Consider the following 14,216-nt stretch of genomic DNA (forward strand, 5'->3'; position numbering starts at 1 on the left):
CCTCGCGTTCGGCGAGGTGCCCGTGCCCATGCTCGAGCCCCTGCCATTCGCTCGCCTCGACCCCGAGGCGGGCGTCGCTGCCCGCCCATTCGCCCGCGACGAGCAGCGTGGTGCCGCGCTGTCGGAGCCTGGCCTGCAGGCGACTCGTCTCGGCGGGGGAGACCCGGCCCGCCGGCCGCACCGCGACCACCGGGATGACGTCGGCGAGCGCGGCGACGACCGTGAGCCACTGCCGCCCGGGGTCGGGCACGAGCACGAGCCGCTCGAGGTCGATGCCGAACCGTGCGGCGGCCTCGACCCCGWACTCGGGCATGCCGGCCACCGCCACCCACCGGCCGCTCGCGCTGGGGCCGGCGAGGAGGGCCATGAGCAGGGTGGTCGAGCCCTCGACCTGCACGACCGTGCCCTCGCGGAGCGTGCCGCCCGGCAGCACGGAGGCGAGCGCCGGATGCGTCGGCACGGCCTTGGAGTCGAGCCGGGTCGCCTGCATCCCGCGGATGCGGGCCTGCAGCTCCTCGACGCGCGCCGGACCGGGTGCCGGGGCGATGCGGGGAGCGGTCATGGTCATACCCCAGTTTCGAACATATGTTCGAAGGTGGCAAGTCCGGGGAGCCGACCGTCCCGGCATCCGGGACCCATTAGCGAGAAAGCGACGGCAAAACGAAAGAAGGCCGGATCATGATGATCCGGCCTTCTTCACAACGCGTGCGCGAGGGGGGACTTGAACCCCCACGCCCGTTAGGGCACTAGCACCTCAAGCTAGCGCGTCTGCCATTTCCGCCACCCGCGCGTTGTGTCAGGCCCTCGATCGCTCGGAGGCCCGAGAGAAGACATTAGCACGGATTCAGAGGCGCTTCGAACGCCGGTGGCCCGGCCCCGATGGCGGCGGCTACGGTGAACGCATGGCCGAGTCATCCGCAGTCCAGCGCCCGATCGACGACCTCGACGAGACGGCGGTGATCGCCAGGGACCTCATCCGGATCGACACGACGAACTACGGCGAAGGACGGGCCGAAGGCGAGCGCGAGGCCGCCGAGTACGTCGAGGCGAAGCTCGCCGCCATGGGCCTCGCGCCCGAGCTGTTCGAGCCCGAGCCCCGGCGCACCAGCGTCGTCGCGCGCGTGCCGGGACGGAACCCCGACAAGYCCGCGCTCGTGCTGCACGGCCACCTCGACGTCGTGCCGGCCGACCCGCGCAACTGGAGCGTCGACCCGTTCGCGGGCGAGGTGCGCGACGGCATGCTGTGGGGGCGGGGCGCCGTCGACATGAAGGACATGGACGCCATGATGCTGACCGCCCTCGGCGGCATCCTCGGCTCGGGCGAGCTTCCCGAACGGGAGATCGTGGTCGCCTACTTCGCCGACGAGGAGGCCGGCGGCGGCGTGGGGGCGAGCTGGCTCGTCGATCACCGGCCCGAGCTCTTCGACGGGGCGACCGAGGCGATCAGCGAGGTCGGCGGCTACTCGATCACCGTCGGCGGCGAACGGGCCTACCTCCTGCAGACGGGGGAGAAGTCGCTCATCTGGGTGCGGCTCGTCGCCCGAGGCGTCGCGGCGCACGGATCGCGCCTCATCCGCGACAACGCCGTGACCAAGCTCGCCGAGGCGATCGCCCGGCTCGGGCGCACCGAGTGGCCCCTGCACCTCACCGACACCACCCGCGAGTTGCTCTCCGCGATCGCCGACACCCTCGGCGTCGATCCCGAACAGGTCTCGCCCGACGAGCTCGCCCTGGCGACGGGCTCGGCCTCGGGGTTCATCACGGCGACGCTCCGCACGACCACGAACCCGACGAAGCTCGAGGCGGGCTACAAGCACAACGTCATCCCCGACCGGGCCGAGGCGCTCGTCGACATCCGCACGCTGCCCGGCCAGGAGGAGGCCGTGCTCGCCGAGGTCCGCGCCATCATCGGCGACGACATCGAGATCGAGTTCGTGCACAAGGACGTCGGGCTCGAGGCATCCACCCGCGGGCCGCTCGTCGACGCGGTCACCCGCTCGCTCGGCGCGCACGACCCGGGTGCCCGAGTGTTCCCGTACCTGCTCTCGGGCGGCACCGACAACAAGTCGCTCAGTCGCCTCGGCATCGCCGGCTACGGCTTCGCGCCGCTGCGCCTGCCCGACGACCTCGATTTCCCCGCGATGTTCCACGGGGTTGATGAACGAGTGCCGCTCGACKCACTATCCTTCGGTAACAGGGTCCTGCGAGACCTGTTGCTCAGCTACTGACCAAAGACCGGTCTCGTTCCTCCGGCTTCCGCGGAGGCGGAAGGCGGATACCACTGTGCTCGAAGCGCTCATCCTCGGGTTCGTCCAGGGCCTCACCGAATTCCTCCCCGTTTCCTCGAGTGCGCACCTGCGCATCCTGGGGGAGTTCCTCCCCGGCGCCCAGGATCCGGGGGCCGCGTTCACCGCGATCACGCAGCTCGGCACCGAGACGGCGGTCGTGGTGTTCTTCTGGCGCGACATCGTGCGCATCGTCTCGCACTGGTTCGGCTCGTTCACCGGTCGCGTGCCGCGCAACGACCCCGATGCCCGCATGGGCTGGCTGATCATCGTCGGCTCGATCCCGATCGTCGTTCTCGGCATCCTGTTCCAGGACGAGATCGAGACCACCTTCCGCTCGCTCTGGATCGTAGCGACGATGCTCGTGGTGTTCGGCATCATCCTCGGCCTCGCCGACTGGGCCGGGGCGAAGCGGCGCAAGCTCGACGAGCTGACCGTGCCGCACGGCATCATCTTCGGATTCGCCCAGGCGCTCGCCCTGATCCCCGGCGTCTCGCGCTCGGGCGGCACGATCACCGCCGGCCTGTTCCTCGGCTACGAGCGGGGCGCCGCCGCACGCTACGCGTTCCTGCTCGCCATCCCCGCCGTCTTCGGCTCGGGGTTCTTCCAGCTGTTCAAGAGCATGGGGGAGCCCTCCGTCTACGGCCCCATCGAGACGGCCGCGGCCACGCTCGTCGCCTTCGTCGTCGCGATCCTGGTCATCGCCTTCTTCATGCAGTGGATCTCGCGGCACAGCTTCCTGCCGTTCGTGATCTACCGCATCCTGCTCGGCGGCACGATCTTCGCGCTGCTCGCCACGGGCGTCATCGACGCGTGACGGATGCCGCGGCATCCGCTTCGACGACGTGCGACGGATGCCGCTACGCGCCGTCCCGCGGGCGCCACGGCTCGTCGCGGGGCCCATCGCGGCCGTCGCGACCGTCGGCCCGTCCGTCGGGACCCTCGCCCCGGCGCCGGAGGTACCGCTCGAACTCCTGGGCGATGGCCTCGCCGCTCGCCTCGGGGGCGTCGACCGCATCGCGGGCCTGCTCGAGCTGGGTGATGTAGCCGGCCATGTCCTCGTCGTCGGCGGCGAGCGCGTCGACGCCGGCCTCCCACGCCTGCGCCTCGGTCTCGAGGGTGCCGCGCGGGATGGAGAGGCCGGTGAGCTCCTCGAGCTTGCCGAGGAGGGCGAGCACCGCCTTGGGGGAGGGCGCGTTGTGCACGTAGTGCGGCACCGACGCCCAGAGCGACACAGTGGGGATGCCGGCGCGCTCGGCCTGGTCGGCGATGACGCTGAGGATGCCGACGGGGCCCTCGTAGCTCGAGCGTTCCACGCCGAGCGCGTCGCGCACCTCGCGGTTCTCACTCGACGCGAAGACCGACAGGGGCCGGGTGTGCGGCGCGTCGGCGAGCATGGCGCCGAGGAGCACGACGCCCTCGATGTCGGCGGTGAGCGCGGCGTCGACGAGCTCGGCGGCGAAGCCCTTCCAGCTGCGCGCGGGCTCGGCGCCGAGGAGCACGTGGAGGGKGTCGGCGCCGGGGCCGGTGACCTGTACGTCGACCTCGWCGGTCGGCGCCCCGCCTGGGCCGAGGATCGCGGCGCCGGGCCATTCGAGCCGGCGCGAGCCGTCGTCGCCCATCACGACCGTGGGCYGGGTGAACTGGTAGTCGAAGTACAGCTCGGGGTCGACCGCGGCGATCTCGACGAGGCCGAGCCGCTCCGCGAGCAGCTTCGCCGCCCCGGTCGCCGCCTCGCCGGCGTCGTTCCATCCCTCGAAGGCGACGACGAGCAGCCTTCCGCCCTCGAAACCGGCCCGCTGATCCACTCCAGGTGCCCCGCTTCCCGCCCCGGACTCCCGGGGTCCTCTCCACAATAGGCCGTGCCCGTAGACTTGCGGGTTGTGACCACTCGCCTTCCCGCCGCCGTCCTCTGGGACATGGACGGAACCCTCGTCGACACCGAACGCTACTGGATGGCGGCCGAGGAGGAGCTCGTCGAGTCCTTCGGCGGCCGCTGGACCCACGAGGACGCGCTCGGCCTCGTCGGCAGCGGCCTCTGGGAGGCGGCGACGGTGTTCCAGGCGGCGGGCGTCGACCTCGACGCCGACACGATCGTGGCGCGGCTCACCTCACGCGTGCAGGAGCAGCTCGCCGAGCACGGCGTCCCGTGGCGGCCGGGCGCGAGGGAACTGCTCGAGGCGCTGCGCGAGGCATCCGTGCCCACCGCACTCGTGACCATGTCGGTCAGGTCGATGGCCGACGACGTGGTGCGGGCGATCCCGTTCGAGGCCTTCGACGTCATCGTCACGGGCGACGCGGTCGAGCACGCGAAGCCGCACCCCGAGCCCTACCTCGCGGCGGCCGAGGCCCTCGGCGTCGACGTGCGCGACTGCATCGCGATCGAGGACTCGCCCGCCGGACTCACCTCGGCCTGGTCGGCCGGCGCGGTCACGGTGGGCGTGCCGAACATCCTCGACCTCGCCGAGGCACCGGCGCACGTGCTGTGGCAGACCCTCGCCGACAAGTCGGTGTCGGATGTCGCGTCACTCCTCGAGGTTCGCGAGGCCCGCGCGTGAGCGAGAGCCGAGGCGAGCGCAGCGGACCGTTCCGGGCCGGCGACCGGGTGCAGCTGACCGGGCCCAAGGGCCGCATGCACACCATCACCCTCGAGCCGGGCAAGCTCTTCCACTCGCACAAGGGCCCCATCGCGCACGACGACCTCATCGGGCTGCCCGACGGCTCCGTCGTCGCCAACCAGGTCGGCATCGAGTACCTCGCGCTGCGCCCGCTGCTCAGCGACTTCGTGATGTCGATGCCGCGCGGCGCGGCCATCGTGTACCCGAAGGACGCCGCGCAGATCCTCGCGCAGGCCGACATCTTCCCCGGCGCCACCGTCGTCGAGGCGGGCGTCGGCTCGGGCGCCCTGTCGCTCTGGCTGCTCCGCGGCATCGGCCCCTCGGGCCGGTTGCTGTCGTTCGAGCGCCGCGAGGAGTTCGCCGAGGTCGCGCGCGGCAACGTCGCCACCTTCCACGGCTACGACCCCGAGAACTGGTCGATCACGCTCGGCGACCTGGCGCTGGCGCTGCCCGAGGCGGCGCCCGCGGCATCCGTCGACCGGGTCGTGCTCGACATGCTCGCTCCGTGGGAGTGCATCGACGTCGTGTCCGATGCGCTGAAGCCCGGCGGCGTGCTGCTCTGCTACATCGCGACCGCCACGCAGCTGTCCCGGGTCGCCGAGGCGATCCGGGCGACGGGGGAGTACACCGAGCCCCAGTCGACCGAGACGATGGTGCGCGGCTGGCACGTGCAGGGCCTCGCGGTCCGGCCCGACCACCGCATGATCGCCCACACCGGCTTCCTCCTCACCGCCCGCCGGCTCGCGCCCGACACGGTGCTGCCCGAGCTCAAGCGGCGCCCGTCGAAGACGGAGTTCAGCGACGAGGACGTCGAGGCGTGGACGCCCGGCGCGCTCGGCGAACGGGCAGTGAGCGCCAAGGCGCTGCGCAAGCGGGTGCGAGCAGCGGATGCCGCGGCCGAACGCTCGCGGGCGGCCGACACCGATCCCGCAGGCGAAGCCTTGTAGGCTACCAACGCCCCTCCGCGACCCACCCCATGAATCGAGGATCAGTGCGCTCGTCACTCGCGCTCATCGCCACCGCCGGCCTCGTCGCCGTGGCCCTCTCCGGCTGCACGCCGGCGCCGGCAGCTCCCGAGGCGACCTCGGGGCAGTCCTCCGACGCCGTCGTGGTGAAGGGCGACTTCGGCGACGCGCCGAAGGTGGAGTTCCCGGCGCCGCTCGCGCCCGACGAGACGCAGTGCACCGAGGTCATCGCGGGTGACGGCGCGAAGCTGCAAGACGGCCAGCAGGCCCTCATCGGCCTCGCCGTCTACAACGGCACCACGGGCGAGACCGTGCAGGAGCCGACGGGCTTCGGCGACGAGGACCCGATCGCGCTCACCGTGTCCGACGCCACGCTTCCGGGGTTGCGCAAGGCGCTCACCTGCGGCAGCGAGGGCTCGCGGGTCGCGGTCGTCGTGCCCGCTGAAGACGCCTTCGGCGACCAGGGCAACGAGTCGATCGGCATCGGCGCCGACGACAGCCTCGTGTTCGTCATCGACGTGAAGCGCGCGCTCCCGTCCCGCGCCGACGGCGCACCCCAGCTCTCCCGTGACGGGTTCCCCGCCGTGGTGCTCGCACCCGACGGCCGCCCCGGCATCACCGTGCCGAAGTCCGACCCGCCCGTGAAGGACGAGATCGCGGTCGAGGTGCTGAAGAAGGGCTCCGGCGAGGTCGTCGAAGACGGCGACTCCGTGGTCGTGCAGTACACGGGCGTGCTGTGGGACGACAACTCCGTGTTCGACTCCACGTGGACGACCGCGGACGAGGGCAACCAGCAGCCGGGTCCCAAGACCTTCGTGGTGAGCACGGGCGACGACGCGCAGGTCATCCCCGGGTTCTCGAACGCGATCATCGGCCAGACCGTGGGCTCGCAGATCGGGGTCATCGTGCCGTCGTCGCAGGGCTACGGCGACCAGGGCAACGACAAGGTGCCCGCCGGTTCCACGCTCTTCTTCGTCATCGACATCCTGGGTGTCGTCTGACCCGGCGATCGCGGCCGAGGGCCGCCCGCGGTTCAGTATGATCGCTCCTGTGTCGGGTGCATCGCGCAAGGGTGAGCCGAGGATCCCGGTCGAAGATCGGCTCTTCAGCCTGGTGCTCGCGCTGCTCGCCACCGAGACGGGCCTGCTGAAGTCCGAGATCCTGTCGTCGGTGCGCGGCTACGCCGAGCGCTACGACGAGTCCGGGCAGAACGCCAACCTCGAGCGCCAGTTCGAGCGCGACAAGGACGACATCCGGGAGCTCGGCATCCCGCTCGAGACGGTCGAGTCTCCCGACCGACCGGGCGACAACCAGGCGCTGCGCTATCGCATCCCGAAGGGCCGGTACGACCTTCCCGAAGAGGTGCGGTTCACCCCCGACGAGCTGGCACTGCTCGGCCTCGCGGCCGAGGTGTGGCGCGAGGCGTCACTCTCCGCCGACTCGCAGCGGGCGCTCACCAAGCTGCGGTCGCTCGGCATCGAGCCCCGCGAGCCCGTCATCGGCTACGCCCCTCGACTCCGCGTGCGCGACGCGGCGTTCGAGCCGCTTCGGCAGGCGCTCGACCGGCGGCAGACGGTGCGGTTCCGCTACTTCAAGCCCGGCGAGGGCGCTCCGAGCGAGCGCACGGTCGACCCCCTGGCCGTGGTGCTCCACGAGGGGCGCTGGCATCTGCACGCCTACGACCACGACGCCCGCGCGCCCCGCACCTTCCTGCTCTCGCGCATCGTCGGCGGCGTCGAGCCGCTGCCCGGGCGAACCTTCGACGCACCGCCGCCCGACATCCAGGACCGCATCCTGGCCGAGCTCGACGAGGTGCGGCTCGGCAACGCCGCAGACCTCGCCGTCACGGCGGGCAGTGACGCGGAGGTCCGGCTGGGCAAGCGGGCCGTGCTGCGCGACGAGGACGCCGGCGTGATCCGGTTGCACTACACGGATGCCGCGGTGTTCGCCGACGAGCTGGCGGCCTACGGCCCCGAGGTCCGGGTGATCGCCCCGGCCTCACTGCGCGACGAGGTGCGCGATCGCCTCGCCGCCGTCGCCGCCGCCCACCGCGACGGAGGAGCGTCATGATGGCCGCCCGCAGCAAGCCGCTGAAGGCACCCGACAAGCTCGTGTTCCTGCTCTCGTTCGTGCCCTACCTGCTCGAGCGGCGCGTCGTCGACGTCGCCGAGGCCGCGGCGCACTTCGGCATGACCGAGGCGGAGATCCGCGACGCCGTGCGCCTCATCGCCACGTCGGGCCTTCCCGGCTCCACGGGCACCTACCAGCCGAACGACCTCTTCGACATCGACTGGGACTCCTTCGAGGACGACGACGTGATCGTGATCGTGCATCACGTGGCGATCGACGACGCACCGCGGCTCTCAGCGCGCGAGGCCGCAGCCCTCATGGCGGGCCTGCAGTACCTCTCCGCGGCGCCGGAGGGGGCGGGCAGCGCCTCGCTGGCCTCCCTCCGTGCGAAGCTCGCCGCCGGAGCCTCCGCAGCCCCCAGCCGGCTCGCGGTCGCCGAGACCGAGGCCGACGCGTCGCTGGCGCTCATCCGCGAGGCGGTGGCCGAGGGGCGGCAGCTCGAGTTCGACTACCTGAACGCGCGTGGCGAGCGCGGCCGCCGTCGCGCGGATCCGCTGCGCATCATCTCGCAGGACGCGGACTGGTACCTCCAGGCGTACTGCCATACGCGGGAGGACGTGCGCAACTTCCGCGTCGACCGCATGAGCGACCTGCTGCTGACCGACGAGCCGATCGGCGACCACTCCGACCGCGCGGTCCCCGACACGCTCTTCCAGGGTTCCGACTCCGACCTCGACGTCGTGGTCGACGTGTCGCCGGCCACGCTGCCGCTGCTCGCCGACTACCTCGCCGACGCGAGCGCCCGCGAGGTCGACGGCAGGTTGCGGGTCACCCTGCGGCTGGCGCACGTGCACGGGCTCAAGCGCCTCGTCGCGGGGCTGCCGGGGCTCGTCACGGTCGTCGCGCCGGCCGAGGCGCGTGCGGCCGTGGCGGAGTGGGCGGCGGCGGGCCTCGCTGGCTATCCGCCGCCGGACTCCGAGCAGAGCGCGGATCCGGCAGAGCGACCAGGGGCACCCGGCTCCGACGGCTCCTGACCGACTTCAGGCGGCGTTCCCCGGCGGCAGGTAGACTGTCGTCACGATCCTCCCGAGAACGGACGAACACCCATGTGGCAAGGCTTCACCGGTTGGCACGCGCTGATCATCCTCGTGGTCATCCTGCTGCTCTTCGGCGCCCCCAAGCTCCCGGCACTCGCCCGCAGCCTCGGACAGTCGATGAAGATCCTCAAGAGCGAGGTGCGCTCCGACAAGGACGAGCCCGCCGCGGCCGACTCGGCTGCGAGCACGCCCGCGGCTCCCGCAGCGCCGGCAGCGAACACCGCTGCGCCTGACGCCACCGTCGTGACGCGCAAGCCCGACGAGGCCGATTCCGGCTCGAGTCGCTGACTTCATGTCCGCGGTGAAGGATCGCGGGGAGAAGGACCGCGAGGAGAAGAACCGCGAGAAGCGGATGTCGCTCGGCGCGCACCTCATCGAGCTGCGCAAGCGCCTGTTCATCTCCGCCCTCGCGATCGTGGTCGGCGCCGCGATCGGGTGGTGGCTCACCGACGCGTTCGTGTGGAACGCCCTCCAGGAGCCGGTCCTCCGCCTCGCAGACGCGCAGGGCAACACGAGCGAGATGGCGATCATCTTCCCGACGATCTCGAGCTCGTTCGACCTGATGCTCCAGATCTCGTTCACGCTGGGCATCGTCATCTCGAGCCCGGTGTGGCTCTACCAGATCTTCGCGTTCCTCGTGCCGGGGCTGAACACCCGCGAGCGCCGGTTCACGTTCGGGTTCTTCGCCACGGCGATCCCGCTGTTCTTCGCCGGCTGCGCCGCCGGGTGGTTCGTGCTGCCGAACATCGTGAAGATCATGACGAGCTTCGTCCCCGAGGGCGGTGAGACGCTGCTCACGGCGAAGGAGTACATCGACTTCGTGCTGAAGCTCGTCGTCGCGATCGGCATCGCGTTCGTGGTGCCGGTGTTCATCGTGCTCCTGAACTTCGCCGGGGTCATCAGCGCGGCATCCATCATCAAGTCGTGGCGGGTGGCGATCCTCGTCATCGTGCTCTTCACCGCGATCGCCACGCCCTCGGCGGACATCGTCTCGATGTTCCTGCTCGCGATCCCGATGGTGGCGCTCTACTTCGCGGCCTGGTTCATCGCGCACCTGCACGATCGCCGTGTCGAGCGTCGCAACCGCCTCGAGTTCGGAGCGGCTGTCTAGGCTGGAGGGGTGATGAGCCTCTCCCCGGCCGAACGGTATGCGATCTCCCGCGACCAGCGCCGGAAACCACGACTCGCCGAGTTCGCCGCCAGGCTCCGATTCGACCTCGACCCGTTCCAGCGCGCATCGTGCGGTGCGCTCGATGAAGGGCGCAGCGTGCTCGTCGCGGCGCCGACCGGTGCGGGCAAGACGGTCGTCGCCGAGTTCGCCGTGTTCCTGGCCATGCAGGAGCCCGGTGCGAAGGTGTTCTACACCACGCCGATCAAGGCGCTGAGCAACCAGAAGTTCCAGGAGCTGAGCGACGAGTGGGGCGCCGACCAGGTGGGGCTGCTCACGGGCGACACGAACGTCAATTCGGGCGCGCGCATCGTGGTGATGACGACCGAGGTGCTGCGCAACATGCTGTACGCCGACTCGCCGCTGCTCGACCACCTCGCCTACGTCGTCATGGATGAGGTGCACTACCTGGCCGACCGGTTCCGCGGCGCCGTGTGGGAGGAGGTCATCATCCACCTCCCCGAGGCGGTGCGGCTCGTGTCCCTGTCGGCGACCGTGTCCAACGCCGAGGAGTTCGGCGACTGGCTGCAGGCCGTCCGGGGCGACACCGACGTGATCGTCTCCGAGGATCGGCCGGTGCCGCTCGAGCAGCACGTGCTCGTGAAGGCGAAGCTCCTCGACCTCTTCGACTCCTCGGGTCAGGCCGCCACGAATCGCGTGAACCCCGAGCTCCAGCGCCTCGCGCGCAGCGGCGGCCGGTCGATCTCGACGCGCTCCGCTCGCGGACGGCGGGGTGGCGATCGCGGTCGGTACCACCAGCCGGCTGCGGGCAGCGGCCGAGCCGACCGCCCCGAGGTGATCGAGCTGCTGCACGGCAAGCACCTGCTTCCCGCCATCGTGTTCATCTTCTCCCGGGTCGGCTGCGACCAGGCGGTGCGCCAGGTGCTCCGCTCCGGCATCCGGCTCACCGATTCCGCCGAACGCGACGAGATCCGCTCGATCGTCGAGGAGCGGGCGCGGATGCTCCGCGACGAGGACCTCGCGGTGCTCGGCTACTGGGAATGGCTCGAGGGGCTCCAGCGCGGCGTCGCCGCCCACCACGCCGGCATGCTGCCGGCGTTCAAGGAGATCGTCGAGGAGCTGTTCCAGCTCAAGCTGCTCAAGGTGGTCTTCGCCACCGAGACCCTCGCACTCGGGGTGAACATGCCCGCGCGTTCGGTGGTGCTCGAGAAGCTGGAGAAGTTCAACGGCGAGGCCCGGGTGCCGATCACGCCGGGGGAGTACACGCAGCTCACCGGCCGGGCCGGGCGCCGCGGCATCGACGTCGAGGGGCACTCGGTGATCCAGTGGGTCGACGGACTCGACCCCGAGGCCGTCGCCTCGCTGGCGTCGCGTCGAAGCTACCCGCTGAACTCGAGCTTCAAGCCCACCTACAACATGGCCGTGAACCTCGTCGACCAGTTCGGGCGCGAGCGAACCCGCCAGATCCTCGAACTGTCGTTCGCACAGTTCCAGGCCGACCGCGCGGTGGTCGACCTGGCCCGCACCCTCCGCAAGCAGGAGGAGTCGATGGCCGGCTTCGAGGAGGCCATGCGCTGCCACCTCGGCGACTTCGGCGAGTACGCGGCCATCCGCCGACGCATCGGCGAGCTCGAGCGGCAGACGTCGAAGGGCAACCCGACGCACGCCCAGCGCGAGCGGATGCAGCGCGAGCTCGGCGACGCGCGCAAGGCCATGCGCGCGCATCCGTGCCACGGTTGCGCCGAACGGGAGCAGCATGCCCGGTGGGCCGAGCGCTGGTGGCGGCTCAAGCAGGAGCACGACCAGCTCTCCCGCCAGATCCGCACGCGCACGGGCCAGGTCGCCAAGCGATTCGACCGCGTCGCCGAGGTGCTCGAGCAACTCGGATACCTCGAGCGCGACCCGAACGGATCGCTGGTCTCGACGTCGGCGGGCCGCATCCTGAAGCGGATCTACGGCGAACGCGACCTGCTGGTCGCCGAATGCCTGCGTCAGGGGCTGTGGGACGGCCTCGACGTGCCMTCGCTCGCGGCGATGGCGGCGTCGCTCGTGTACGAACCGCGGCGGGATGACCGCGGCGAGCAGTTCCGCCTGCCGCGGGGCCGCTTCCGGGACGCGTTCGACCGCACCACCGATGTGTGGAGCGAGCTCGACGACCTCGAGCGCGACCACCGCCTGTCGGGCAGCGAGGTTCCCTCGCCCGCCTTGGCGACGGCGATGCACGCCTGGGCCAGCGGCGCCGACCTCGGGTTCGTGCTGGCCGACACCGACCTGGCCGCGGGCGACTTCGTCCGCCTGACGAAGCAGGTGGTCGACCTGCTCGACCAGGTGTCGATCGTGGCGGACGCCGAGCTCGGGGCGACCGCGCGCGCGGCGATCGATGCGGTGCGCCGGGGCGTCGTCGCCTACGGCTCGGTGGCGTGAGTCCCCGTCGTTCACGTCGCCTAGGCTGATCTGGTGCCCGAGACCGACGCCCGCCCGCTGCTGCCGCTGTGGGTCGCGGTGCTCGCCTCCATCGCCGGCGGACTCGTCTACGACCTGGGCTTCCCCGGGGCGAGCATCTGGCCGCTCGCGTTCGTCGGCATCGGGCTCGCGCTGGTCAGCCTGATCGGCCGGAACGCCTGGTCGGCGGCCCTCGTGGGGCTCGCGTTCGGACTCGCCTTCTACCTGCAGCAGGTGTCGTGGACGGCCCTGTACCTCGGTCCGGTCCCATGGCTGGCGCTGTCGATCCTCGAATCGCTCTTCGTGGCCGGTGGCGGCGTGCTCATCGTCCTGGCCTACCGCTGGGTGCCCAGGGCAAGCTCGTCGCGCTGGGCGCGTCTCGTGTGGCTGCCGCTGCTCGTCGCCGGGCTCTGGTGCGTGCGCGAGGCGGCCACCGGCACCATCCCGTACGGCGGCTTCCCGTGGGGCCGTGCGGCGCTCAGCCAGTCGCAGAGCCCGTTCGCCGACGTCGTCTCGTGGGTCGGTTCGACCGGTCTCGGATTCGTGATGGTGGCGATCGTCGCCGGCGTCATCGAGTGGGTGCGCCTGCGGGGATGGCAGGACGTCCGCACGGCCATCCCGGTCGCCGCGGTGCTGTTGGTGGCCATGGTGCTGCCTGCCTGGACGACCACCGGGGCGGGCGAACTGCGTGTCGCGAGCGTGCAGGGCAACGGCCCGGCCGGCTACTTCGACGAGCGCGCCCCCGGCGACGTCCTCCGGGCTCAGCTGGAAGCGACCGAGCCGATCCTCGACGAGCCCGGCATCGACGTGCTGCTCTGGCCCGAGGGCGGCTCCGACATCGACCCGCTCCGCAGTGCCGAGACCGCCGCGGTCTTCGACGACCTCAGCGAGCAGCTCGACGCCCCGCTCGTGCTCAACACCGTCACGACGCGCGACGATGAGTACTTCAACACGTCGCTGCTCTGGCGAGCCGWCGAGGGTGCCGTCGACAGCTACGACAAGCGGCATCCCGTGCCGTTCGGCGAGTACATCCCCGATCGCGCCTTCTGGGAGCCCTTCGCCCCCGACCTCATCGGGCTCATCCAGCGCGGCTACACCCCGGGCACCAACCCGCCGGTCTTCGACCTCGGCGACGCGGTCACCGGCCTGGCCATCTGCTTCGACGTGATCTACGACGACGTCATCTGGGAGGGCGCGCGAGATGGCGCCGAGCTCTACATGTTCCAGACGAACAATGCCGACTTCCGTGGCACCGACGAGAACGAGCAGCAGCTCGCGATCGCGCGGCTGCGGGCGATCGAGACGGGTCGCTCCGTCGTCAACATCTCCACGGTCGGCACCAGCCAGGTCATCGACCCGAGCGGGCGCACGATCGACGCCCTCCCCGCCTACGAGCCGGGTGCGATGGTGACGGATGTCGCGCTGCGAACGGGCCTGACGCCGTCGGTGATGCTCGGAGCCGCCGTTCCGGCGGTCATCGTCTTCGGGTCCCTGGCCGGACTGGTCGCGGCGGGGATCATGGCGCGACGCCGATCACCTGGCGACCGTCGGTCGTCCGAGAACAGCGACGCGACCCGAACGGACGATGCTCGGGTCGCAGACGCTCGCTG

General features: G+C 71.2%; 13 protein-coding genes and 1 tRNA gene. 11 read left to right on the forward strand and 3 right to left on the reverse strand.

Annotated features, from left to right (window positions below; genetic code table 11):
- A partial coding sequence (locus AC1DY2_RS05800) for a hypothetical protein (RefSeq protein ID WP_476761556.1) occupies positions 1 to 562 on the reverse strand: 562 nt, incomplete at its 3' end.
- 144 nt (positions 563 to 706) lie between these two features.
- A tRNA-Leu gene (locus AC1DY2_RS05805) sits at positions 707 to 790 on the reverse strand.
- Positions 791 to 902: 112 nt separating this feature from the next.
- On the opposite strand from AC1DY2_RS05805, the gene AC1DY2_RS05810 reads away from it, so the two are divergent.
- Entirely contained in the window at positions 903 to 2,228 is a 1,326-nt protein-coding gene (locus AC1DY2_RS05810; RefSeq protein WP_476761557.1) for a M20/M25/M40 family metallo-hydrolase, read from the forward strand.
- 55 nt (positions 2,229 to 2,283) lie between these two features.
- Positions 2,284 to 3,102 carry an undecaprenyl-diphosphate phosphatase gene (locus AC1DY2_RS05815; protein ID WP_309978590.1) on the forward strand — a complete coding sequence of 273 codons (819 nt, stop codon included), beginning with the start codon at positions 2,284 to 2,286 and terminating at the stop codon, positions 3,100 to 3,102.
- 43 nt (positions 3,103 to 3,145) lie between these two features.
- On the opposite strand, the gene AC1DY2_RS05820 is transcribed toward AC1DY2_RS05815, so the two are convergent.
- Positions 3,146 to 4,093 (reverse strand): PAC2 family protein, encoded by a 948-nt coding sequence (locus tag AC1DY2_RS05820; RefSeq protein WP_476761558.1) that lies wholly within the window; start codon positions 4,091 to 4,093, stop codon positions 3,146 to 3,148.
- 75 nt (positions 4,094 to 4,168) lie between these two features.
- Between AC1DY2_RS05820 and AC1DY2_RS05825 the strand changes: the two genes are divergently transcribed.
- The 9 genes from AC1DY2_RS05825 to lnt all read left to right on the forward strand — a co-directional run.
- On the forward strand, positions 4,169 to 4,843 hold the full coding sequence (locus AC1DY2_RS05825; RefSeq protein ID WP_476761559.1) for an HAD family hydrolase: 675 nt from the start codon (positions 4,169 to 4,171) through the stop codon (positions 4,841 to 4,843).
- Complete coding sequence (locus AC1DY2_RS05830; RefSeq protein WP_476761560.1) at positions 4,840 to 5,850, forward strand: tRNA (adenine-N1)-methyltransferase; 1,011 nt, start codon at positions 4,840 to 4,842, stop codon at positions 5,848 to 5,850. The genes AC1DY2_RS05825 and AC1DY2_RS05830 overlap by 4 nt, the downstream gene beginning before the upstream one ends.
- 44 nt (positions 5,851 to 5,894) lie before the next feature.
- A complete protein-coding gene (locus AC1DY2_RS05835; protein WP_476761561.1) occupies positions 5,895 to 6,869 on the forward strand; it encodes an FKBP-type peptidyl-prolyl cis-trans isomerase in 975 nt (324 codons plus the stop codon).
- Between the two features lie 49 nt (positions 6,870 to 6,918).
- Positions 6,919 to 7,938 carry a helix-turn-helix transcriptional regulator gene (locus AC1DY2_RS05840; RefSeq protein WP_476761562.1) on the forward strand — a complete coding sequence of 340 codons (1,020 nt, stop codon included), beginning with the start codon at positions 6,919 to 6,921 and terminating at the stop codon, positions 7,936 to 7,938.
- A complete protein-coding gene (locus AC1DY2_RS05845; protein ID WP_476761563.1) occupies positions 7,938 to 8,972 on the forward strand; it encodes a helix-turn-helix transcriptional regulator in 1,035 nt (344 codons plus the stop codon). Before AC1DY2_RS05840 ends, AC1DY2_RS05845 begins: the two co-directional genes overlap by 1 nt.
- 72 nt (positions 8,973 to 9,044) lie before the next feature.
- Positions 9,045 to 9,323 carry a Sec-independent protein translocase subunit TatA gene (tatA, locus tag AC1DY2_RS05850; protein WP_309978576.1) on the forward strand — a complete coding sequence of 93 codons (279 nt, stop codon included), beginning with the start codon at positions 9,045 to 9,047 and terminating at the stop codon, positions 9,321 to 9,323.
- A gap of 4 nt (positions 9,324 to 9,327) precedes the next feature.
- Positions 9,328 to 10,146, forward strand: coding sequence for a twin-arginine translocase subunit TatC (gene tatC / locus AC1DY2_RS05855; RefSeq protein ID WP_476761564.1), 819 nt, complete (start codon positions 9,328 to 9,330; stop codon positions 10,144 to 10,146).
- Between the two features lie 12 nt (positions 10,147 to 10,158).
- A complete protein-coding gene (locus AC1DY2_RS05860) occupies positions 10,159 to 12,588 on the forward strand; it encodes a DEAD/DEAH box helicase (protein ID WP_476761565.1) in 2,430 nt (809 codons plus the stop codon).
- 33 nt (positions 12,589 to 12,621) lie between these two features.
- Positions 12,622 to 14,216 (forward strand): apolipoprotein N-acyltransferase (gene lnt, locus AC1DY2_RS05865; protein WP_476761566.1); only part of this gene is annotated, 1,595 nt, incomplete at its 3' end.

Source organism: Agromyces sp. P1_H4 (assembly GCF_056405255.1).